The 23,204-nt window shown below is 65.0% G+C and carries 13 protein-coding genes; 1 reads left to right on the top strand and 12 read right to left on the bottom strand.

Annotation, left to right across the window (positions count from 1 at the left end; all coding sequences use genetic code 11):
• Positions 1-242 precede the first annotated feature (242 nt).
• Together HNO82_RS09280 and HNO82_RS09275 are read right to left on the bottom strand one after the other, a co-directional pair.
• Positions 243-605, bottom strand: coding sequence for a hypothetical protein (locus HNO82_RS09280; protein ID WP_175343492.1), 363 nt, complete (start codon positions 603-605; stop codon positions 243-245).
• Between the two features lie 13 nt (positions 606-618).
• Positions 619-789, bottom strand: a complete 171-nt coding sequence (locus HNO82_RS09275; protein WP_217509858.1) for a hypothetical protein — start codon at positions 787-789, stop codon at positions 619-621.
• A 590-nt stretch (positions 790-1,379) separates the two neighbouring features.
• Between HNO82_RS09275 and HNO82_RS09270 the strand changes: the two genes are divergently transcribed.
• A complete protein-coding gene (locus tag HNO82_RS09270) occupies positions 1,380-3,572 on the top strand; it encodes an ATP-binding protein (RefSeq protein ID WP_175343490.1) in 2,193 nt (730 codons plus the stop codon).
• A 51-nt stretch (positions 3,573-3,623) separates the two neighbouring features.
• Here the strand turns inward: HNO82_RS09270 and HNO82_RS09265 are convergent, their stop codons facing one another.
• From HNO82_RS09265 to glgA, 10 genes are all read right to left on the bottom strand, one after another.
• Positions 3,624-4,802, bottom strand: coding sequence for a hybrid sensor histidine kinase/response regulator (locus HNO82_RS09265; RefSeq protein WP_175343489.1), 1,179 nt, complete (start codon positions 4,800-4,802; stop codon positions 3,624-3,626).
• Entirely contained in the window at positions 4,799-5,263 is a 465-nt protein-coding gene (locus HNO82_RS09260) for a response regulator (protein WP_008329193.1), read from the bottom strand. Before HNO82_RS09260 ends, HNO82_RS09265 begins: the two co-directional genes overlap by 4 nt.
• Before the next feature lie 49 nt (positions 5,264-5,312).
• Positions 5,313-6,917: a sensor histidine kinase gene (locus tag HNO82_RS09255; protein WP_175343488.1), complete on the bottom strand. Its 1,605-nt coding sequence runs from the start codon at positions 6,915-6,917 to the stop codon at positions 5,313-5,315.
• 352 nt (positions 6,918-7,269) lie between these two features.
• A complete protein-coding gene (gene pgi, locus HNO82_RS09250) occupies positions 7,270-8,973 on the bottom strand; it encodes a glucose-6-phosphate isomerase (protein ID WP_175343487.1) in 1,704 nt (567 codons plus the stop codon).
• Positions 8,974-9,138: 165 nt separating this feature from the next.
• Entirely contained in the window at positions 9,139-12,096 is a 2,958-nt protein-coding gene (treY, locus tag HNO82_RS09245; protein ID WP_175343486.1) for a malto-oligosyltrehalose synthase, read from the bottom strand.
• Complete coding sequence (malQ, locus tag HNO82_RS09240; protein ID WP_175343485.1) at positions 12,096-14,366, bottom strand: 4-alpha-glucanotransferase; 2,271 nt, start codon at positions 14,364-14,366, stop codon at positions 12,096-12,098. The genes treY and malQ overlap by 1 nt, the downstream gene beginning before the upstream one ends.
• Entirely contained in the window at positions 14,363-16,264 is a 1,902-nt protein-coding gene (gene treZ / locus HNO82_RS09235; protein ID WP_175343484.1) for a malto-oligosyltrehalose trehalohydrolase, read from the bottom strand. The genes malQ and treZ overlap by 4 nt, the downstream gene beginning before the upstream one ends.
• Entirely contained in the window at positions 16,261-18,528 is a 2,268-nt protein-coding gene (gene glgX / locus HNO82_RS09230; RefSeq protein WP_175343483.1) for a glycogen debranching protein GlgX, read from the bottom strand. Before glgX ends, treZ begins: the two co-directional genes overlap by 4 nt.
• Positions 18,529-18,530: 2 nt before the next feature.
• Positions 18,531-20,894 carry a 1,4-alpha-glucan branching protein GlgB gene (gene glgB, locus HNO82_RS09225; RefSeq protein ID WP_502709270.1) on the bottom strand — a complete coding sequence of 788 codons (2,364 nt, stop codon included), beginning with the start codon at positions 20,892-20,894 and terminating at the stop codon, positions 18,531-18,533.
• 224 nt (positions 20,895-21,118) lie between these two features.
• Positions 21,119-22,720: a glycogen synthase GlgA gene (gene glgA / locus HNO82_RS09220; RefSeq protein WP_175343481.1), complete on the bottom strand. Its 1,602-nt coding sequence runs from the start codon at positions 22,718-22,720 to the stop codon at positions 21,119-21,121.
• Between the last annotated feature and the right edge of the window lie 484 nt (positions 22,721-23,204).

Genomic DNA, 23,204 nt, shown 5'->3' with positions numbered 1-23,204 from the left:
GAGGGGCGCGAACGCCCGCCGCACCTGCTGCGTGCCGCCGATGATTATACGGGAAGCCCATGCCGCTTCCGGAGGCGCTCTCAACCGACGGCAAACCAGCCGTCGGCCGCAACCCCGCTCGGCACAAGCGCGAGCGCAGACTTCCTGTTTTCCTACACGAAATTGCGCCACGCACCTACACGCCCATGTCCTTGCACAGGGTGCTTTTGCGCAAAGCCTGCATGTGACTGGCGAGGTGTGATTCAGCTGTCTGAGCGGCTCTTCTTTTTCTGCGCCCGTTCCTCGCGCAGCAGGCGGTTCAGTTCGGCCAGCTCCTGCACCGCTTCCTGAGTCAGGATCACCGGTTCATTGGCGCGATAGGCCCGCCCGCCCAGGCGCCCGTTCATGCCGATGTAGGCACGGGCACAGCGGCGCCGGTAAGCCAGGATGTCCTCCTCGCCGTGCAACGGCGGTCCTGCGCTGTCCTGTGCGGGCTCGGGACAGGCCGGCGGCGGTTCGGCGTCCGCCTGGGACTGCGCGGCGATATGGTCGCGATATGCGCTCCAGTCGCCTTGTGCAATGGCGATCAGAGGATCGTAAGGATGGGTGGAATCAGACTTGTCCATGAGGCTACCCTGCTCAAAGATCCGGCGCGGACCGCTTGCGCCAGGCTGGTTGCAACGTCAGCTTGTCCTGTGCGGCACTGCGTCGGGCCCGCACGTGCAGGCGTTCGCATTGCCACTGACCGACCGGGCGCGTCGTCTGGCCGACGCCGCGATCGGTTTCTTCCCTGTGTTTCATCGACAGCATGGGGTGTTCGCTCCCTGATGTACGCCAGGTCGCCATGCTGTCTGCACCTTCTGATGACACTTCATTTTAGCCGCGTGGCGCCAAACTGGAAGAGCTTGATGCAGCGGACGCGCGCATGAATTGTCGTTTCGGCTCGATGACAGCGCAGGACCGGGCTTTCTTTTCCCATGCGGCATCCAAGACGGCTGCTCCATCCAGCGACGAGTCCAATGGTGCCGCGTTGTTTCTGCGAGTTTTGGTGATCTTAGAACCAGGTTACGGATGAGTCCTATCGGACGGCGCCCGATTGATTTGTAGGACAAAGCGAAAGAGCTCTCCCCCTCACGAGACTGGACGGATCGCCCGGCGGGTGAGGCGACGAATTAATTGTCATGCCGCCTGCGCGCGGGCTTGCGATGACGCCTATAATCAGGCTTTCCCGAAGCCAAGAATGGGCATCATTCTCCGCCGCAGCCCTTGGCTACCGGACCGGAGACACGGGTCTCCCGGATGCCGCTCTCTTCTCCCCCTCCAACTTGCTGGCGCAACCATCGATCATCGATGCGCCGGCAGTTCGATGCCCTGCTGCTGCAGCATCGAGAAAGCAGTGCATGAGCAATCCGTATCACGCAAGCCGCCGGCGACCGGTCGATCTGAGCAATTGTGATCAGGAACCGATCCACATTCCCGGTTCCATCCAGAACCATGGCGCCCTCCTGTGCTTCACGCCCGAGGGCCGGCTGGCCACGCGCAGTGCCAATGCTGCTGCACTGCTGGGCGAGCTGCCCGAGGTCGGACAGCCGCTGGCGGCAGAGCACCTCAATGCCGCGGCCCGTGCAGTGATTCAGTCGGCGCTGCAAGACCGGCAGGGCTATGTCGACTCTCGCATGATCACCCTGGATTCCGGGGCCTTCGACCTGGTCACCCACAAGTCCGAGGGCGTGCTCATCGCCGAATTCGAACAACGTCCCTCGGATGCGCTGTCGCTGGAGGCGTTTGCCCTGGCCGCGCACCAGGCCATCCAGCGCATCCAGCGCCAACCCGGCGTGGAAGATCTGCTGACCCTGGCCGTGGACGAGATCGCCCGCATCACCGGCTTCGACCGCGTGATGGCCTACCGCTTCCTGCATGACGACAGTGGCGAAGTCATCGCCGAACACAAGCGCGAGGACCTCGAACCCTTCCTCGGCCAGCGCTATCCGGCCAGCGACATTCCGGCCCAGGCGCGGCGTCTGTACGTGATCAATCCGATCCGCCTGATCGCCGACGTGAGCGCGCCCACCGTGGCGCTGGAACCGGACCACAACCCGCTCACCGGCCGTGCGCTGGACCTGAGCCACAGCATGTTGCGCAGCGTCTCGCCCGTGCATGTCGAGTACCTCGGCAACATGGGCGTGGGTGCTTCCATGAGCCTGTCGATCGTGATCGGCGAACGGCTGTGGGGCCTGATCGCCTGCCACCACATGAGTCCGCACCTGGTACCGCACGCGGTACGCATGTCGTGTCAGTTGCTCTCGCAATTCGTCAGCGCGCTGGTGGAACGCAATCTCAACGGCGAGCGTGCCCGCGCCCTGGAGTACAGCGCCGACCTGCGCCGCCAGATCGTGGCCCAGGTCACCGACCGGGAAGACATCGTGCTGGCCCTGGCCGCCGATCATGAGGGCTTCCTGCGACTGATGAATGCCCATGGCGGTGCCATTACTCTGGATCGCAAGACCCAGGTATTTGGCAAGGCCCCTACGCGGGAAGGCGTCAACGCCCTCATCAACTGGCTCAACGAAAACGAGCCGGGCGATTATTTTTCCACCAGTGCGCTGGGCGCCGACGTACCGGCACTCAAGGGAGCACTGGGCGATATCTGCGGTGTGCTGGCGGTGCGCTTCTATCGTGAGCAGGACGGCTATGCCTTCTGGTTCCGTACCGAGCAGGTGGAAGACGTGCGCTGGGGCGGCAATCCTGAAAAGAAATACAGCATCGGCCCACTGGGACCCCGGCTGACGCCACGCGGCTCCTTCGCCGTCTGGAAGGAAACCGTACGCGGCAAGAGCCTGCCCTGGGAAAAGACCGAAACCGAAATCGCCAGCCAGTTGCGCCTGGACTTCCAGGAAGTGGCGCTGTCCAACGAAAACATGATCAAGCGCGCCCGCGAGACCCTGCTGGCCACGCTGGGCCATGACCTGCGCGATCCGCTGCAGGCCATCATGATGGCCGCGCGCATGATCGAGGTGCGCGAGCATTCGCCTTCAAGCTCCAACCTGAGCAAGCGCATCTCCTCCTCATCGAGCCGCATGCACCGCCTGATCTCCCAGGTGCTCGACATCAGTCGCCTGCAAAGCGGCATGGGGCTGGATATCCAGCGCCGCCCGGTGGACGTGTGCAAGATGGTCACCGAAATCGTCAGCGAAGCGCGCATGGCCTACCCCGACAACGAGATCATCCTCGAAGCGGAAGATTGCGGCGAAATCGAGGTCGATGGCGACCGCATCAGCCAGGTGGTCTCCAACCTGCTGTCGAACACGCGCCATCATGGCGAGATCGGCAAGCCCTCGACCCTGATCGTGTTTCGTCGCGACGACATGCTGACCATTTCGGTCTCCAATCATGGCCCGGCGATCCCGGGTGCCGTGCGCGAGCACATGTTCAAGCCCTACAAGAAGGAGTCGATGGGCAACCAGCGCAATGCCCGCGGCCTGGGCCTGGGCCTGTACATCGTCAGCGAAATCATCAGCGGCCATGGCGGCAAGATCGTCGTCCACTGCGACAACCACATCATCACCTTCACGGTCACTCTGCCCATTGTGTAGGGCCAGGGCCTGTTCACATTCAATCTGCGCGAGATTTAACGTGAACAACCCCTAAGCCAGCGGCAGGCTCACAAAAAAACTGGCCCCCTGTCCGGGACCGGCGCTGGCAGCACGCAGACGCCCCCCGTGCAGCGCCACCAGTCGGCCTGCCACGGCCAGTCCCGGGGCTGCTGTTGATGCGACCATATCACCCCGGATCGCGCCACTCTCGGGCGCCGACGGAAACAGGCTCTCCAGCTCGGCCGGTGTCAGCCCCCGGCCGCTATCGCGTATCTCCAGTTCGATTGCATGCTCCCTGCGGTGCAGGCACAGCAACACCCGCCCCTGGGGCGGCGTGAAGCGGATGGCATTCATCAGCAGCCGGCCCAGCACTTGCCGCAAGCGCCCGACATCCCCCAGCACGGTCACTGCCGCCGACTCGGCGCGCAAGGCGATCTGCTTGTCCGCCGCGGGGCCCTCGGCAGCCGCGATGGCATCGCGGATCAGCTCGGCCAGGTGCACCGGCGCAGTCGCCAGCGGCACCGTGCCCAACAGGATCCGGTTGCTATCGAGCAGTTCTTCCACCCACAGTGATTGCAGCCTGGCATTGCGGTCGATCACCTGCACGCCCTTCTGCACCGTGGCGGGATCGGCAGCGTGATGCAGCAGATAGCCGGTCCAGCCGAGGATGGCATTGAGGGGCGTGCGCAGTTCGTGTGAGAGCGTAGCAAGGAAGGTTTCGTGTGCGCTGCGCAGGCGTTCGATTTCCGCGCGGTCGGAGGCTACCGAGGCTCGCAGCATTGCGCACTCCTGCTGCAACTGTTGCAGCTGCTGCACTCCGTCCCGGGCTTGCCCTGCCGCTTGCGCCTGCCTTTGCTGCGCCAGTACGCGCTGCACGATCTGCGGCAGGTGGTCGAGATAATCGCTGGTCTTGGGCAGCACATCGGCCACGCCTGCCCGCCAGGCTTCGATGATGTGCAATTCGTCCGAAAAGCCCGAGACCATGATGGTCGGAATATCCTTCCCCGCCGCACGCAGACTGCGAAAGAAGTCCAGACCGCTGTCAGGGGCCTGCAGCTGGTAGTCCACGATGAGCAGGTCAGGAACAGCCTGCTGCACGGCCGCCTGGGCGGACTCGGCATCGGCCACCGCAGTGACGCGGTAGCCCTGCTTCTGGAGGACCCGGCTGGCCAGCGCCAGCAAGCCTTCGTCATCCTCCAGTACCAGCACGTGCGCGCTTGTGATCGTCATCGTGACTCAGGTTCACGCACCACCGCACCCGGCACCGGCAACTTGACCACCTGCAGGAAGAAGCCCAGGCGGCGCACGGCTTCGATGAAGTCATCGTATTCGACCGGCTTGGTGATGTAGACATTGCAGCCCACGTCATAGCAGTGCGCGATTTCACGCGGATCATCCGTGGTGGTGAGCATGATGACCGGAATGGCCGCGGTGGCCGCTGCCTGCTTCATGCGTCGCAGCACCTCCACGCCATTGACGCGTGGCATGTTCACATCCAGCAGTACCACCACCTGCTGCAGGTCGGCGCGAGCCAGATCGCCGCCAAAGAAGAAATCCAGCGCTTCCTGGCCATCGCGCAGGCGCTGGAAACCGTTGACCAGTCCGGCGCGCCGCAGGTTCTTCTCGACCAGTACCGCATGGCCGTCGTCGTCTTCGACCAGGATGATGTTGACGCTCTGCTCTGTGGCCATCTTGTTTTCCCCTTGTCCGTTGCGTAATCCGTGTTTGTCCGCACCACCTTCAAGACACCGGCGGACGAGCCGGCAAGGCGACATAGAAACAACTGCCCTGGCCCTCGACCGATTCCACCCAGATGCGCCCGCCATGCCGTTCCACCACTCGCTTGACCAGTGCCAGTCCGATGCCCTCGCCCTTGGCGGCATTGCCGTGCAGACGCTGGAAAGCGATGAACATCTTGTCCATGTAGGCCGCGGGAATCCCCAGCCCGTTGTCGCGCACGAAATAGGTCACCAGGCTGGGAGCCGCCACCACGCTGTCGGGCTGCGGCACGTGGCCGATGATGATGTGACCGGGGCGGGACGGATCCAGGTAATTGACGGCATTGCCGACCAGGTTGCCCAATACCTGCTCTACCGAAGTCGGATCGCCATAGGCCGGAGGCAGATCGGGCTCGATGTCCACCCGGGCTGACTTGGTACGAATGCTGCCGCTCATCGCCGCGACGATGCGCTGGACGATGGCGTGCATGTCCAGCATGACCGGCTGGTATTCCACCCGCCCTGCGCGCGAGAGTCGCAACATGGCATCGATGATGCCCGACGAGCGTGTCACTGCATTCTGGATGAAGCGCAGCGATGCCTGGAGGTCGTCCTCGACAAGCGCGCGCAGGCGCTGCCGGTCCGGCTCGGGCAAGGTCAGGCGATCCACTTCGTCCAGCAGCTCACGCGTGGCATGGCCGATTTCCTTGCTGAAGCCCTGCAGGTTGACCAGCGGCGAACGCAGGTCATGCGAGACGCTGTAGATGAACATCTCGTTGTCCTGGGTCTGCTGGCGCAGGTCGCTGTTGACGTCGGCCAGCTCGCGGGCGCGCTGTTCCAGTTCCTCGCGATACCCCTGGGCCTGGCGGGCGGCTTCGGTGAGGCGTTCGTGACTGCGATGCAGGGCATCGTCAAGCAGGCAGATTTCATCATTGCCGCCCACGCGCGCAGCCAGTGGCTGACCATCGGCCAGTTGGCGGGCATTGGCGGTCAATACCTCGATACGACTGCCGATGCTGCGCGTGAAAGCCAGCGAAGCCAGGGCGGCCGTGACGATGGATCCCAGCACTGCCAGAACCAGCAGCCAGGTCTGCGAATGGCGTGCCTCCTGCAGGCGCTGCTGGCGCGCGGCCCCCAGACGCCGCTCTTCGGACATGAAGTTGCCCAGCAGAACGAGAAATTCGGAGAGCCGGTGCGGTCCCTGCTCATCACGCAACTGGCGGATCAGATCATCGCGCTGGCCTCGCATCAGGCGCTGGCGGGCACTGTCGTCCCAAGCACGGTAGCGTGCGATGGATTCGTGCACCGCGCGCAGGGTATCGCCCTGCACGGGGTTGTCCGCCACCAGGCGCGCCAGTTCGCCAGCCCTGACCTCGATGTCGGCCCACAGGTCGCCCCGGCTGAGCGTATCGGGCTGGTCCAGCAGGACCGCATTGCGGATGCGCGCGGCCTCCAGCAGCATGGGCTCACGCAGCTCGGCGGCCTTGTTCATCACCTGCAGGGAGTGCGAAGCCAAGCGCTCGGCGTCCTCGGCATCGGCCTGTGACTTGAACAGCGCCCCCAGCAGCAGCACTTCAAACAGGCTTGGTATGGCAACGATCAACAAGCCCTTGGTCAGCAATCTCATGTGCGTTCGCCCGCTTCATGATCATTGTTACGGTGCAAAGCCATCGATCAAGCGCCGTCACGTCCCCGAGCGCTCCACGCACATGGGTGGGTAGCTCGGAGCGCAACGGGCCTGACCTGCAGTGCGCCCCCTTCGACATTTCCTTGTTGTTCTGTCCTGCGCACACCCCTGACTGCGCGGTCCTGTTGCCGGAAGAGCTGCGGACCTGGCGCGTACTTTCAGGGTAATCGCTTGTTACGTGCGATTATAAACTCACACTATGCCCGCGCGTGCAGACCCTGGCAAGGACCATACACAAGCCCGGCAACGTGCTGTCGGGACGGGGGATGCCAGACCTTGGGGGCGCGACGGCTTATGCCGCCCCGGCTGCACCTGCATCCGCCCCCTGGCGGGCGCGGTAGAGGCGAATCAGGGCGTTGGTGGAACTGTCATGGTGCAGAGGTTCGGAGGGATCGAGCAACTCGCGCGCGGTACGCCGGGCCAACTGCTTGCCCAGCTCCACCCCCCACTGGTCGAAGGAATCGATATTCCAGATCACGCCCTGAGTGAACACGCTGTGTTCATACAAGGCCACCAGCGTGCCGAGGCTATACGGGGTGAGCTTGTCGAGCAGCATGCTGTTGCTCGGACGGTTGCCAGGGAAGACGCGATGCGGCGTCAGGGCCTCGGGCCCGCCCTCCTCGCGTACCCGCTGCGCGTTCCTGCCAAAGGCCAGCGCCTCGCTCTGGGCAAACATGTTGGCCATGAGCAGGGCGTGATGCTGGCCCAGCGCTTCCTGCGGCTGGCACAAGCCGATGAAATCGCAGGGCACCATCTGCGTACCCTGATGCAGCATCTGGTAGAACGAATGCTGACCGTTGATGCCATTGTCGCCCCAGTACACGGGCGAGGTCTGGTAATCCACGGCATCACCCTGCAGGGTGACCTGCTTGCCATTGCTCTCCATGGTCAGTTGCTGCAGGTAGGCTGGCAGGCGCTTGAGATACTGACTGTAGGGCAGCACTGCCTGACTGGCCGCACCGAAGAAATTGGTGTACCACACCGTGAGCATGCCGAGAATGACCGGCAGATTGGCCTCCAGCGGTGCCGTGCGGAAGTGTTCGTCCATGGCATGAAAGCCGGCCAGCATCTCGCGGAATTGCGCGGGGCCGATGGCGATCATGGTGGACAGGCCGATGGCACTGGTCATGGAATAGCGTCCGCCGACCCAGTCCCAGAAGCCGAACATGTTCTGCGGGTCGATGCCAAAGCGGCTGGCCTCTTCGATGTTGGTGGTGACGCCGACGAAATGACGGGCCACGGCGGCAGGCTCGCCCAATTGCCGGACCAGCCAGTCACGCGCGGCACGCGCATTGGTGGTGGTTTCGAGCGTAGTGAAGGTTTTGGAGCAGACGATGAAGAGCGTCTGCTCGGCGGGCAGGCTGCGCACGGTCTCAAGCAGCGCGGCCCCATCCACGTCGGAGAGGAAGTGAAGGGACAGGTCCGATTGCGCATAGGGGCGCAAGGCCTCGCAGGCCATCATCGGGCCGAGGTCGGAGCCGCCGATGCCGATGTTGACCACATGGCGGATGCGACGGCCCGTATGACCGGTCCACTGGCCGCTGCGGACTTGTTGAGCGAAGTTCTCCATACGGGACAGCACCTGCTGCACCTGGGCGATCACCTCCTCGCCCTCCACCATCAGCCGGGCGCTGGCCGGCATGCGCAGGGCCGTATGCAGGACCGAGCGCTGCTCGGTGGCGTTGATGCGCTCACCCCGGAACATGGCCTCGATGCGGTCCTGCAGTCCGCACTGGCGGGCCAGGTTCATGAGCAGGGTCATGGTCTGGCTGGTGACCAGGTTCTTGGAATAGTCGAGGTAGATGCCGGCGGCTTCGGCCACCAGGCTCTCGCCGCGCTTGTCATCGGCGGCGAACAGGCGCTCCAGCCGGAAGTGGCGGGCGCTGTATTGATGGTGTTCCTGCAGGGCGATCCAGGCGCTCTTCTCGGTCAGCGACTCGCGCTGGCCATAGGTAAACAGCGGCAGCTGCAGATCGGTGGCGGGCAGCTTGGTCATGTGCAAACTCCTTGTACAACATGGCGGATCCGGCGGACATGCCGGGCTCGCGTCATGGTAGTGGGACGCTGCACTGACATGACATCGGACGGCGGGATATTCGCGTGTAGGAAAAAAGGAAGCCCCCCGAACAGCAAGCCGTCAGAGCACTGCGTCACCTCCCCCTCAACTGAGACTGAGCGTCAGCAATTCCACCGGTAGACTACCCAGGATATCGGCTACGGCGATGCTGCCGCCGCGTTCCCCATCCGGCATGGCACATTCGCTCAGTTCGCCCTCGCCACTGGTGAGTACGCTGCGCCAGCGGCGCAGCGTACTCCCTGTGTGGGACAGTGCTTGCGGGAGCGCAATGCGGGTATCCCCCCAAGCCTCGGCAGACACCAGCGGCAAGGCTTCTTCGCGGCGCCCCTCGAAGGACAGCAGATGGGCCGCCAGGCGCGTACAGAGCACCACTGTCGCCTGCCAGTCGCTCTCGCCTTCCTGTTGTCCCGGCAGCAGCCGGGCAAAGGCGATCACATGGCGCGCCAGCTTGCCATGCGTGGCCAGCGGCAGGTAATGGCCGTCAGCGAACAGGTCCGCATGCTCGCGCCGGTACTGCAGCACCGCATGAATCAATTGCTGCTTGGCGCTGCCGCTCTGCCATTGGCGCAATGAAACCGGCCGGCTGATGGCATCGGCCAGCCGCCGCTCACGCAGTGCGAAATCCACCGCCCGACGGTTGTCCGGATCGACCATGGTCAGGTCCCACAGCTCACTACCCTGGTAGAAATCGGGCACGCCCGGCGAGGTCAGTTTGAGCATGGTCTGGGACAAGCTGTTGACAGTCCCCAAGGGCGCCAGGCGACGAACGAAATCCTCCAGCTCGGTGAGGAAAGGATGATGGCGCGGATCCAGCCCCGGATCACACAGCAATGCCCGCGTAAAGCGCTCGCAGGCCGCCTCGTATTCACTCTGCGGCACCACCCAGTCGCTGCGGCGCTTGGCTTCGCGCAGGGCCTTGCGCTGCCAGGCGACGACCCGCTCGGCCAGCTCGCCCAAGGCAATCAGGTCGTCATCGCCGACGCGCATGCCGTCCGGCCAGACGCCCACCAGGGTCTGGTACAGCATGCACTCATCGACCGCATCAATGCCGCCTTGCTGGCCTGACGTGGCGGCCGCGATGGGCGCGTTGAGCTGGTGCCAGTGGCGCAGCACGGTGGACCACTCCTCGGCGATCTCGGAGAGGGCCGCCAGGCGCATGCGGGCATCCTCGCCACGCTTGTGGTCGTGCGTCGCGGTGGCCAGGAGACTGCCCGGCATCTGCCGGGCGCGTCGTGCCGCCAGCTGATGAAAGTGCGAGACCGACATGGCCAGACGGGCCGGTTCGGCCCCTACTTCATTGCGCGAGACCAAACGGCCATAGCGGTAGAAGGCCGTGTCCTCCATCGACTTGGCCGTCAGCGGCGGAGTCAGTTGCTGGAAGCGGGCGATGGCGCGCAGCTGCAAGGCGCGGCGATGGGCATGGCGGCTGTCGAGCAGGAGGTCACCGCCCAGCCAGCCTTCCACCACGTGCAACGTGGCATGATCGGCTGCATGCAGGGTCGTGGCGGCCTTCTGAGCCGTACTGGCCAGCAGTTCGCGCTGCTGCGCCGGCATGCCCTGCTCGTTGGCATAGGTGCGGTACACCGGAAAATGCACCAGCAGCTCGGCCACCGCCCGGCGGATGGACATCAGCGTCAGGTCGCGAGTCTGTGTGGCGCTGCGGGCAAGCTGGTGCAGGCACAGCGTGAGCGCATTGAATTCTGCGGCAAAGTTGCGTGCCAGGAAGCTGCGCCGCGCCTCCTGCACCATGCTCGGGAAATGGTACAGCTCGCCCGGTCCGTGACTTTGCAGTTGATCGGCCGTGGCCGGCATGTCGCCGACGATGTCGCGCCAGAGTTCATCGAGTATCGGCTCGCCTTCGCCATCATGGAGGACGGCAGCGCACTGCTCCATGAATTCATAGCCGGTGGTGCCGTCGAGTTGCCAGCCCGCTGGCAGGGTCTCGTCTCCCGCCAGGATCTTTTCGGCGATCAGATACGGCTCGTGGTCGGGCCGCAGCGCGCGCAGACGCTGGCGCAACTTCAGGCAATAGCGACCCGGGTCGGTGAGGCCGTCGATATGGTCCAGTCGCAGGCCATCGATGATGCCCTCGGCGTAGAGACGGAAGATCTCGGCGTGCATGGCCTCGAAGACGTCTTCGCGCTCCACCCGCATGCCCGCCAGTTCGCTCACTTCAAAGAAGCGGCGCCAGTTGATCTCGTCGGCGGCATTGCGCCAGCAGGCCAGACGATAGTGCTGGCGCTCCAGCAACTGATGCAGGGCACTGCGCCCATGCGGCTGACCCGCCGAAAAGGCGCCGAGCGCGGCATCGATGTCGGCCATGACATCGGGGTCGGCAGCCAGCTGGCGCAGTTGCTCGCGGGCGGCTGCGGCATGGCCATCCTTGTCCGGATGCGCGGGATCGATGGCGGCGAAGGCCGCGATCACCTCGCCCAGGCGCGTACTGCCGGCCGTCTCCAGCACGACGGCATGGTCAGTCGGCGCGAGCGGGAAAATGTGCTCATGGTGGGCCACCTGCAATTGGCCCTGATCGGCGTCCAGACGCAGGATCAGCTCGCCCGCTTCCAGCGCTTCGGCATAGGGCTGGCCGAGGAAAGGCAGCAACACCTTGCCATCGAGTGCCGGGTCGGAGCTGTCCCATTGGATATCGAACCATTCGGCGTGGCGGCTGTGGCGGCCCCAGCGCAGGACGTCCTGCCACCAGGCATTGTGATGGCCCACCGCCATGTGGTTGGGCACGATGTCGACCACCAGCCCCATTCCCTGCGCGCGCAGGCGCTGGTGCAGTTGCAGCAGTCCGGCCTGGCCGCCCAGTTCGGGATTGATGCGAGTGGGGTCGACCACGTCGTAGCCGTGGGTCGAACCGGGGCGCGCCACCAGAATGGGCGAGAGGTAGAGGTGGCTGATGCCCAGGCGGTGGTAATAGTCCACCGTCCGGGCGGCATGCTCGAAGCGGAAATCGCGGTGCAACTGCAGCCGTGCCGTGGCGCGCGGGATGCTGCGGCGCGCGGCGCGGTCCGGCGATAAGGAAGGGGCTGCCATCAGATCTCCTTGGCGATACTGCCGCGCACACGGCGCAGGCGCTCCAGCCTGGCCCTGGCGGCATAGGCGCAAAACAGCTGCGGCATGTCCTCGGGCAGGCGACGACGCCAGTTGGGGTGGGGCTCGGTCATGCCGGGCAGGTTGGGTTGCTGGCTCAGGCCGAGAATGTCTTCCACCGGCACCACGGCCAGCGGCGCCGGGGTGGCTGCCACATATTCCAGTGCCGCATCGACGGCGATGGCGCACTCCTGCGGCACTTCCGGCAAGCCGGACCCGGCATCGCCTGCGGACACGGTGCACGCCACTTCCGGCAGCGGCCCGCTGGCCAGGCCCTGCTGCACCAGGGCCTGCCAGAGCTGGCTGCGCTCGTGGTAGCGCTGCTGGCGGGCAGCCGGCAAGCCCTGCTCGAGCTGGCCCAGGTGATCGCGCCAGGCCAGATCGGCAGCAGACCACCAACCGGCCACGGTCGGCAGATCATGCGTCGTCGTCACCGCAATGGCCTGGGGCGACCAGGCCGATGGCGGGAGGAAAGCCTGCTGGTCGCGCTGGAACCAGAGCACACGGATACCGGACACGCCGGCCGCATCGAGCACGGTATCGAAACCGGGCGGCACCGTGCCGAGGTCCTCGCCGATGACCACGGTGCGATGACGCCACGACTCCAGCGCAATCAGGCGCAACATGTCCTGCTGCGGGAAAGATACATAGGCCCCCGCATCGGCATGGCAACCCTGCGGCACCAACCACAAGCGGTTCAGGCCCAGCACATGGTCGATGCGCACTCCCCCGCCCTGCGCAAACGTGGCGCGCAGCATGGACAGGTAGGCGCGGTAGCCGGACCGGCGCAGGGCCAGCGGCGAGAAAGCGCCCAGCCCCCAGTTCTGCCCTTGCGGGGCCAGACGATCCGGCGGGGCACCCACGGTCAGTCCCGCTGCGATCTCGTCCTGATGGCTCCAGGCCTGGCTGCCGCCGTTGTCGGCACCGACGGCCAGGTCGGCGATCAGACCGATGGCCATGCCGGCCTGGCGCGCGCTCTCCTGGGCCTGTGCCAACTGGCGCGCGGCCTGCCATTGCAGGAACAGGTGGAAATCAATCTCGCCGGCATGCCCGGCCGCAAAGTCCTGCATTTCCGGCGTATCGGGATGGCGGCCAGCCTCGCCCCACGCTCGCCAGTCGCAGCAGCCGGGCATGCCCTGGCTGCTCAGATGATGGCTGTAGGCTTCAAACAAGGCGTGGGCGCGCAATGCGGCGCCGCCTTCGAGCTGGAAGGCGGCAAAGGCCGCCTGTTGCTTCACATCGCCCGCATGTTCGGTACGAAACAGGGCATACAGGCGACGCAGCAGGGTCATGCGATGGGCACCGGCGCGCGCCCAGTCGATCAGCGTGGATTGTTGCAGGCGCTGGTGGGCGGAAATCATTTCCGACCCGCCTTCGGCCAGCACCTGAGCCTGGGCGTCGGCACCGAGGATGCCAGCCGGATCGATCAGGAAAGGATTGAGAAACAAGCGGCTGGACGGCGAATACGGACTGCTGCGGCCGGGATCGGCAGCAAACATCGCATGCAGCGGCGACATCGCCAGCGCAGCGGCCCCGTATTGCGCGGCCATCGGCGCCAGTGCCGCCAGCGCGCCGAAGTGGCCGATACCGCCATCACCATAGACCTTGCGCGCCGGCTTGAGACTGTCGGTGCGCAAAGCATAGACTTGCGCGGCCAGCGCCCAGCCGCGCTCGCGGCCCTGCTCTGCCAGCGCGTCGGCAATGCTGTAGCAGCGCGGTGGTGCGATGGCCAGGGTCAGGATATGCCCCGCCACCAGCAGTCGGTGATAGCCGGGCACGTGGATGGGCGGCAGGGTCGGCGGCGCGTTCAGATCGGACGAAATCAGCAAGGTCAGGCGCGCGCCGTTGTCCAGCTCGACGCGGCAGGACAGTCCGTGCAGGCGCGAATGCGCAGGCAGCGGGACAGGCTGGTGCTGCACGCCCGTGAGCAAGGGCGGCAGGTAACCGACGGCGTGCTCGCGGTCCAGCAGCGCCAGGCTGTCATGGCAATCCCCGGACGTGGCGCAGGGCAGGCCCAGCGCTTCCAGGATGGCCTGCAAGGCCTCGTCGGCGACGACCTGCGGCTGGTCATAGGCATCGATCCAGTGGATCGCGATGCCGGCACGCTCAGCCAAACGATATAAATCGTTTTCAAGCGTGGTCTGCTTGTACAAGGGCGCAGCCGCGGTCGGTGCCACGAGCGCGTCGGCATGCTGGCCAAGGGCGGCGTTCATGCTGTGCTCCCGGGTGCGGTGGCAGCACCCGGCGGCTCTCGCAGTACCAGGATGGCATGCCCTGGGAAGCTGCCAGCGGCCAGCGCCGCCAGTGCGCCGCCACTGTCGAAGAGCACATCGGCGCCAGCCGGCTGGCTCAACTGGTCCAGGGCCTGTGGCAGCGCGGCTTCATCGAGATTGACGGTGATGTTGAGGACGCTGCCATTGGCCAGCTGCCAGCGGGCATGGACCGCCTTTGGACCGATGGCGCGGGCCTCCAGCGCCCTGGCGCCGCGCAGATAGGGGGCAATATGCAGCTTGCGGATGTGCAGCAGTTCGGCCACACGACGCAGACAGGCCGCCGAACCGGGCGCCGGGCCCGGCTCCGGGATGGAAGAGACGAAGGTGGCAAAACTGTTGGGGTCCGGAATCTGCTCCAGCAATGCGGGATCGGCGAATTGCGGGAAGCGTGCGAACTCGCGTCGGCGCCCTTCACGCACGGCCCTCACCAGCTCTTCATCGCGATGGCTGGTGAAATACAGGAAGGGCTGCACCGCGCAGAATTCCTCGCCCATGAACAGCATTGGCACCTGCGGTGCCAGCAGGATCAGCGCCTGCGCGGCGTGCAGCGCCAGCGGATGGGCCAGCACGGTGAGTCGCTCACCAAAGGCGCGGTTGCCGATCTGGTCGTGGTTCTGCAGGAAATTGACAAAGGCCGTCGGCGGCAGGTCCGCACTGGGTTCGCCGCGCGGCTCCCCAGAATAGGGCGAGACCTCGCCCTGGTAGACAAAACCCTGTTGCAGACAGCGCGCCAGTTTCTCGGCAGGCGCCTCGGCATAGGCGGCGTAGTAGCCGCTGTCTTCACCGGTGAGCAGCACGTGCAGGACGTGGTGCGCATCGTCATTCCACTGCGCATCGTAGACATGAGTGGAACGCTCGCGCACCTGCCCGATCTCGGCCAGGTCCGCCTCGACTTGCACGGCGGCGGTATGGCCCAGCAGGTGGGCGGCATTGCCATCGTGCTCCAGCACCAGATGCACGTGACGCTCGCTGCCGATTTCGGCGCGGATGCGCTGGCCCAGATTCACCAGCCAGTCCGGTTCGCAGATGGCATGCACGGCATCCAGGCGCAAACCGTCGAAACGGTATTCCTGTAGCCAGTAGAGCGCGTTCCGGGTGAAGAAATCGGCCACCTCGGGGCGGCGGAAATCGATGGTCGCGCCCCATAGCGTATTCATGTCATGGCGGAAGAATTCCGGGGCATAGCTGTGCAGGTAATTGCCATCCGGACCGAAGTGGTTGTAGACCACATCAAGGAACACCATCATGCCCAGCCCGTGGGCGGTATCGATCAGGGCCTTGAGCTGGTCCGGGGTGCCATAGCTGGCATCCGGTGCGAAAGGCAGCACACCGTCGTAGCCCCAGTTGTGGGCACCGGGGAATTCCGCCACCGGCATCAGTTCGATGGCCGTGATGCCCAGCTCGGCCAGTTCGGCCAGACGTTGCTGGATACCGGCAAAGCCGCCCAGCGCGCCCGGATGCAGTTCGTAGAGCACGGTCTCTTCCCACGGACGGCCCTGCCAGTTCGGATGCTGCCAGAGGAAGGCTTGCGCATCCACCACCACGCTGGGATCGAAGACATCTCCTGCCTGCCCGCGCGAAGCCGGGTCCGGCGCCACCACCTCACCCTGCTCGCGGGTCTGGAACACGTAGCGATACAGGGTGCCCGGATCGCATTCGGTCTCCAGCACATACCACGCCGGGGCGGCTGGATCTTCCGACCTCATCGGCACACGGCCCCGTCCGATGATCTCCACGGCGACCGCCTCGGCACCCGGTGCCCAGACGCGGAAACGAACCTGGCCGGGGCCAGTGACCTGGGCGCCAAACGGCAGCCTCACGGAAAAGCGAGCACTCATGCGCGTTCTCCCCATTCATTGCGTTTGATCCACTCATTGGCCGCCAGTGGATAGATGGCCGATGACAGGTGCAAGGGCCGGTTGGCAAAGACCTGCAGGGTATGGGCCTGCACCTGCACGCTCGCACTGCCCGCCGTCTTGAGCCGGGCGCCCTCTCCTTCCGGCATGCCGGTCGGCCGGGCACTGTCGAGCAGGAGGAAGTACTCGCCTTGGGTGCGCGGGAAGTGGAATTCGATCGGCTCGTGCCCGGCATTGACGAAAATCATCAGCACATCCGGCGCCACGTCCTGTGCCTCGCCTGCTCCGTCCGCACCGGTGCCGGCCGCGTCATGCAGACGCGAACTCAGCTGCTTGTGCGGCTCCACGCGCTTGCCCGCCAGTTGCAGGGTGATGGCGCGCGCCACCGGATTGTTCCAGTCCTCGCTGGAGACCGGTTGCGCCGCCTCGTCGAACCACGCCACATCCGGCAGACCATCGGCCACGGTCTGCTTGCCGTGCAGGAAGTCGCTGGCGCGCAGCACCTCGAAGTCGCGCCGGATGGCGGCCACCCGGCCGACGAAGGCGGTCAGCGCCGCGCCCTCGGGTGAACGGGCCTGTTCCCAGTTGATCCAGGAGATCTCGTTGTCCTGGCAGTAGGCGTTGTTGTTGCCGCCCTGGCTGCGATGGAATTCGTCACCGGCCAGCAGCATGGGGGTGCCTTGCGCCAGCAGCGTGGAGGCCAGCATGGAACGCTGCACACAGGCGCGTGTGGCCTGGATGGCGGGATCATCGGTAGCGCCTTCGGCACCCCAGTTGTAGCTGGCGTTGTCGTTGTGGCCGTCGTTGTTGTTCTCGCCGTTGGCCTCGTTATGCTTGCCGTTGTAGCTGACCAGGTCACGCAGGGTGAATCCGTCATGCGAGGCGATGAAGTTGACGCTGGCCCAGGGCTTGCGGCGGTTGTGTTCGAACAGTTCAGCCGAACCCAGCATGCGCTGGGCGAAACCACCGCGCATGGCTTCGTCGCCCTTCCAGAACTTGCGCATGTCGTCGCGGAACTTGTCGTTCCATTCGCCGAAACGGGCCGGGTGCTTGCCGAGCTGGTAGCCGCCGGGACCGATGTCCCAGGGTTCGGAGATGAGCTTGAGCTTCGACAGCACCGGGTCCTGCAACAAGGCATCGAAGAAACCCGAACCCGGGTCGAAACCGTGCGCCTCGCGCCCCAGTGTGGAACCCAGGTCGAAACGGAAGCCATCGATATGGAAGGACTGCGCCCAGTAGCGCAGCGAATCCATGACCATCTGCAGCACGCGCGGGTGCGACAGGTTCAGCGTGTTGCCACAGCCGGTATCGTTGATGTGGTAACGCTCCTGGCCCGGCAGCAGGCGGAAGTAGCTGGCATTGTCCAGGCCACGGAAGGACAGTGTGGGCCCCAGTTCGCTGCCGCAGCTGCTGTGGTTGTAGACCACGTCGAGGATCACCTCGATACCGGCGCTGTGCAGGCGGCGCACTGCCATGCGCAGTTCATTGGGGTCGCCCATGGAGAGGTAGGACGGTTCCGGCGCGAAATAGGCCAGTGTGCTGTAGCCCCAGTAATTGGAGAGACCACGTTCGATCAGGAAGCTGTCTTGCAGGAAGGCATGCACCGGCATGAGTTCCAGCGTGGTCACGCCCAGGCGCAGCAGGTGGTCGATGAAGGCCGGATCGGACAAGGCGGCGAAGGTGCCGCGCTCATGCGGCAGCAGATCCTCGCGCATCCTGGAAATCCCCTTGACGTGGGCTTCGTAGATCACGGTCTTGTTCCAGGGCACTTGCGGCAGGCGATCATGTTCCCACACGAAGGCATCATCGGTGACCATGGCCTTGGGCATGGCGGCGGCGCTGTCGCGGCGATCAAAGGACAGATCGGCGCGTGCCGAGTGCAGGCGGTAGCCATAGAGCGCATCGGTCCAGCGCACCTGGCCGACCAGGCGCCTGGCATAGGGGTCCAGCAGCAGCTTGTTGGGGTTGAAACGATGGCCCTTGTTGGGCTCGTAGGGACCGTGGGCGCGGAAACCATAGACCAGTCCGGGGGCGGCACCGGGCAGATAGCCGTGCCACACTTCATCGGTGCATTCGGGCAGGGTGATGCGCTTCAATTCGCGCTTGCCGGACGGGTCGAACAGGCACAGATCCATGCGGGTGGCGTTGGCCGAGAACACCGCGAAGTTGACCCCCAGGCCATCGGAGCTGGCGCCCAGGGGGTAAGGCAGGCCTGGCATCAGGCGATCAGGAAAGGCGACGCTCATTATCAGGACTCTCTGCGCAGGATCAGGGTGGACAGCGGAGGCAGGTTCAGCTCGATGGAAGTCGGGTGGCCATGCCAGCCGACGTCCTGCACTTGCACCTGGCCCAGGTTGCCGCTGTTGCTGCCGCCATAGACGGCGGCATCGGTGTTGAGCACTTCGCGCCAGACCCCGTTGCGGCCGGGTGCAGCGGGCGGCACGCCGATGCGGTAGCGGGTGCGCGGCACCGGCGTCAGGTTGACCACGATGAGCACCGGCGGACCTTCATCGGCATAGCGGAAATACGCCAGCACGCTGTTGACGCTGTCGTCGCCCACCGCCCACGAGAAGCCATCGGTGCGACAGTCGCGCTGGTGCAGGGCCGGTTCGCTGCGATAGAGATGATTGAGATCGCTGACCAGCTGGCGCAACTGGCGGTGCCCGGCAGGATGGCCGCCGTGTTCATCCAGCAGATGCCAGTAGGGCGACTTGTCATGGTCGAACTCATCGGGCTGGCCGAACTCGCTGCCCATGAACAGCAGCTTCTTGCCGGGATGGCTCCACATGAAGCCGAAATAGGCGCGCACGTTGGCAAAGCGGCGCCATTCATCGCCCGGCATCTTGTTCAACAGCGCGCGCTTGCCGTGGACCACCTCATCGTGCGATATCGGCAAGATGAAGTTTTCGGAGAATCCATACAGCAGACCGAATGTCATGTCGTGATGGTGATAACGCCGGAACAGCGGGTCATGTTCCATGTAGCGCAGGGTGTCGTTCATCCAGCCCATGTTCCACTTGTAGCTGAAGCCCAGGCCGTGATGATCGGCCTGGTCCTTGACCTCGGCGGTCACGCCGGGCCAGGAGGTGGATTCCTCGGCGATCATCAGCACACCGGGGCAGCGCTGCGCCACCACGGTATTGAGCTCGCGCAGGAAGGCCACGGCCTCCAGGTTCTCGCGGCCACCGTGAACGTTGGGCACCCACTGGCCGGACTTGCGGCTGTAATCGCGATAGAGCATCGAGGCCACCGCATCCACACGCAGACCGTCGACGTGGAAATGCTCAATCCACTCCAGGGCGCTGGCGATCAGGAAGCCGCGCACTTCATTGCGGCCGAGATTGAAGATCAGCGTGTTCCAATCCTGGTGGAAGCCCTCGCGCGGATCGGCGTGCTCGTAGAGCGCGGTGCCGTCGAATTGCGCCAGCCCATGCTGGTCACTCGGGAAATGCGCCGGCACCCAGTCCAGCAGCACGCCGATGCCGGCCTGGTGGCAACGGTCGACGAAGGCGGCGAAGCGCTCCGGCTTGCCGAAGCGCGCGCTGGGCGCAAACATGCTGATGGGCTGGTAGCCCCAGGAGCCGCCGAAGGGATGCTCCATCACCGGCATGAGTTCGATATGGGTAAAGCCCATCTCCAGCACATAGGGGATCAGCTGATCGGCCAGCTCATCCCAGCTCAGGTTGCGATGGGCCTGTTCCGGCACGCGGCGCCAGGAAGCGGGATGGAGCTCGTAGATGGACATCGGCGCCGAGCGCGACTGGCGCTGTGCACGCTCGGCCATCCACTGCTGATCCTGCCAGAGATAAGGACGAGCGTCGGCCACCACCGAGGCAGTGGCCGGCGGGGCTTCGGTCGCGCGCGCCACCGGATCGGCCTTGAGCGGCAGCAACACGCCGTCGCGCCCGACGATCTCGTACTTGTAGACGTCGCCGGGACCGATGCGCGGAATGAACAGCTCCCACACGCCCGGCTCGTGGCGCAGGCGCATGACATGGCGGCGGCCATCCCACTGGTTGAAGTCGCCCACCACCGAGACGCGCTCGGCATTGGGGGCCCACACCGCAAAGCGGGTACCGGGTACGCCATCGATCTCCATCGGGCGCGCACCCAGGCAATCGGCCAGCTGACGATGCCGCCCCTCCTGCAGCAGGTGCAGGTCGAGCTCACCAAGCAGCAGGCCGAAGGCATAAGGATCCTCGGTCGCTTGCACGCTGCGGCTGCCGTCGGGGATCGGCCAGTCTACCTCCAGCGTATAAGGCACTGCATGGCGCCGCTGGTCCAGCCCGGTGACCACGCCGCTGAAGAAACCGCTGGCTTGCCCGTGCAGCTGGAATTGCTGCAACTCGCCCAGCAACACGCCACTGTGGCGGCAGCGCACCCGCACTGCGGCGGCACCGGGGTGGAAGGCGCGAAGGGACGACACGCCGCCGGGCTGGCGCCCATAGCGCGGGCCCAGCAGGCTGAAGGGCTGCGCCAGACGCCCTGCCAGCAGGGCCTGGAGCAGGCCCTGTTCTTCAAAGGAAAGGGACAAGGCAGTTTGCTCCGGGAAACCGGTGCAATGAGAGGGCGAAGACGGTTGCGCCGAGCTGGCGTCGGAAACATCTTCCATGGACTCCGTGGAAGCCCTGTACGCCGTGACAGACATGCCGGACATGCACACTCCTGTTGTTGTTATCGGGTTGATCGAAATAACGCAAAAAAGCGAAATCAAAAACCGGCGCGTTGGAGCGGCGCGCCGGCAAACGCTTCCCCTGCCCGGCCCACGTGGACCGAGTGAGGATCAGATCGGAATGTCGCCAGGGCCCAGAGCTCAGCGGGCCCCGCAAGCGTCGCTCAGGCAGCGGCCACTGACACCGGTACGCCCACCGCCCCCGCCAGTGCCGCAGCGATGGCGGCAGCCGGGCTGACCGCGCGCTCATGCTGAGCATGGGCCTGTGCGGCGGGCCGTTCGACGGCCAGCGGACGTGGAGCGAACAGCGGACGCACCGCCATGTCGGCCACGTGGGCATAGGCATCGAGATAGGCGCGGGTGGGTCCGGCCCAGTCGCAGTCGATGCTCATGGCATTGCGCTGCACGCTCTGCCAGCGCTCCGTGTCACCGTAGAGGGCGAAGGCACGTGCCACGGCATGCTGCATGTCGACTGCGGTCTCGCCTTCGAAGAGCACGCCGGTGGCGCGCTGCGGGTCGAGGTCGGCATCGCGGACGGTATCGACCAGCCCGCCCACACGCGAGCCGATGGGGATGGCGCCGTAACGCATCGCATACAGGGGCGTGAGGCCGAAAGGCTCGAAACGGGTCGGGTGCAGCAGCATGTCGCTGCCGGCGTGCAGGGCGTGGGCACGACGCTCGTCATAGCCGATATGCACGGCGATGCGACCGCGATAGTGCTCGGCCAGATCGAGGAAGGCCGCTTCGTAATCATGGTCGCCACACCCCAGGATCACCACCTGCAGGCGCGGATGGCGCGCCATGATGCCGGGCAGTGCCTCGATCACCACATCGGCCATCTTCTGGTGCGAGATCCGCGAGCCCAGACCCATCACCGGGGCGAAGGGATCAACCGGCAGGCCGAAGAGCTTTTGCAGGTCGCGCTTGCAGGCGGCCTTGCCCTTCATGTTGCCGATGCTGAAGTTGCGGGCAATGAGCGGATCATCAGCGGGATTCCACAGCGCGGCATCGATGGCATTGGGGATGGCGCGCAGGTCCAGCTTGCGGAAGGACAGGATGCCGTCCATGCCGCAGCCGAAGCGCGGGGTCATGATCTCTTCGGCGTAGTTCTTGCTGACGGTGGAGACGCAGTCCGAGAAGCGGATGCCGGCCTTGAGGAAGGACAGCTTGCCCCAGTATTCGACGCCGTCGCCGGTCAGGAGATGCTGGGGGATGCCGATCTGCTCGGCCGATTCCAGCGCAAAATTGCCCTGGAAGGCGAGATTGTGGATGGTCAGCATGGTGCCGATGTGATCCAGCCCGCGCAGCTTGAGCAGGCAGGGAATCAGGCCGGCATGCCAGTCGTTGGCATGCACCACGTGCGGCACCGGCAGACTGGTTTCGCCGGCGCAGATGGCCACGGCCGCATGCGACAGATCGGCGAAGCACAGGGCGTTGTCGCTGAACTCGACGCCATCACTATCGACGTAGGGATTGGCGCCACGCTGGCGAAAACGCGCCGTATCCAGCAACAGCGCCGGCACCTCGGTGCCGGGGATGGTGCCGCGCAAGAGGCGGCCGGCGCCACCGGGCAGACCGTGCTTCAAACCGATCTGTACCGTGTCGCCAAGGTTGCGCACCGCCTCCGGATAGGCGGGCATGAGGATGCTGGCATCGATACCGACTTTGCGCAGCGATACGGCCAGCGCCGTCATCACGTCGGCCAGGCCACCGGTCTTGACGAGCGGTACGGCCTCTGAGCTGACTAACAGAACTCGAGCTTGCAAGATGGACCCCTAATGTGTGAAAGCACCTGAGATGGAAAGCACCCTTGGCTCGTCGCATCGCATGGTTTGTCGTCCCGGCCGTGGCTTGATCCGGTGGCCGGGGCGAAAACATGTCCTTCTTGTTGATGTTGGACTGGACAGTCTGTTGAGCGCCGATGATTGACGTTATACGGATCGGCAGATCCGCTCACTATCGGACAGCGGCCTGAGATGGCGTAGGATGAATCCTACTGTTGCAGCGCGGCGAAAAATCCCTCATGCGCGCCTGCGTTGACGCGCTGCGCCGGGATCTTGCTGGCGGCTTGCGGTGGTCGATCACGGAAGAGCTGGCAACGCTGCATTGGCACTGCGTTGCCAGATGAGCTGGTGAAACGGCGCAATGATTCGGGCGGCATGAACGCTTTGAAGCATCCAAACTATATAAACGATTTAAACCATTTAAATACTTTAAATAATTTAAATCGTTTCGCAGCGAGCACCACCA

The organism is Herbaspirillum sp. C9C3 (assembly GCF_013359625.1).
Classification (GTDB): domain Bacteria; phylum Pseudomonadota; class Gammaproteobacteria; order Burkholderiales; family Burkholderiaceae_D; genus Herbaspirillum.
Note: the sequence above shows the minus strand (reverse complement) of the source record. Positions and strands in the feature narration are given on the sequence as shown.

Excerpts from the sequence above, each read along its gene's own strand:
- HNO82_RS09280 (WP_175343492.1), bottom strand. The coding sequence starts at position 605 with ATGGACAAGTCTGATTCCACCCATCCTTACGATCCTCTGATCGCCATT.
- HNO82_RS09275 (WP_217509858.1), bottom strand. The coding sequence starts at position 789 with ATGCTGTCGATGAAACACAGGGAAGAAACCGATCGCGGCGTCGGCCAG.
- HNO82_RS09270 (WP_175343490.1), top strand. The coding sequence starts at position 1,380 with ATGAGCAATCCGTATCACGCAAGCCGCCGGCGACCGGTCGATCTGAGC.
- HNO82_RS09265 (WP_175343489.1), bottom strand. The coding sequence starts at position 4,802 with ATGACGATCACAAGCGCGCACGTGCTGGTACTGGAGGATGACGAAGGC.
- HNO82_RS09260 (WP_008329193.1), bottom strand. The coding sequence starts at position 5,263 with ATGGCCACAGAGCAGAGCGTCAACATCATCCTGGTCGAAGACGACGAC.
- HNO82_RS09255 (WP_175343488.1), bottom strand. The coding sequence starts at position 6,917 with ATGAGATTGCTGACCAAGGGCTTGTTGATCGTTGCCATACCAAGCCTG.
- pgi (WP_175343487.1), bottom strand. The coding sequence starts at position 8,973 with ATGACCAAGCTGCCCGCCACCGATCTGCAGCTGCCGCTGTTTACCTAT.
- treY (WP_175343486.1), bottom strand. The coding sequence starts at position 12,096 with ATGGCAGCCCCTTCCTTATCGCCGGACCGCGCCGCGCGCCGCAGCATC.
- malQ (WP_175343485.1), bottom strand. The coding sequence starts at position 14,366 with ATGAACGCCGCCCTTGGCCAGCATGCCGACGCGCTCGTGGCACCGACC.
- treZ (WP_175343484.1), bottom strand. The coding sequence starts at position 16,264 with ATGAGTGCTCGCTTTTCCGTGAGGCTGCCGTTTGGCGCCCAGGTCACT.
- glgX (WP_175343483.1), bottom strand. The coding sequence starts at position 18,528 with ATGAGCGTCGCCTTTCCTGATCGCCTGATGCCAGGCCTGCCTTACCCC.
- glgB (WP_502709270.1), bottom strand. The coding sequence starts at position 20,894 with ATGGAAGATGTTTCCGACGCCAGCTCGGCGCAACCGTCTTCGCCCTCT.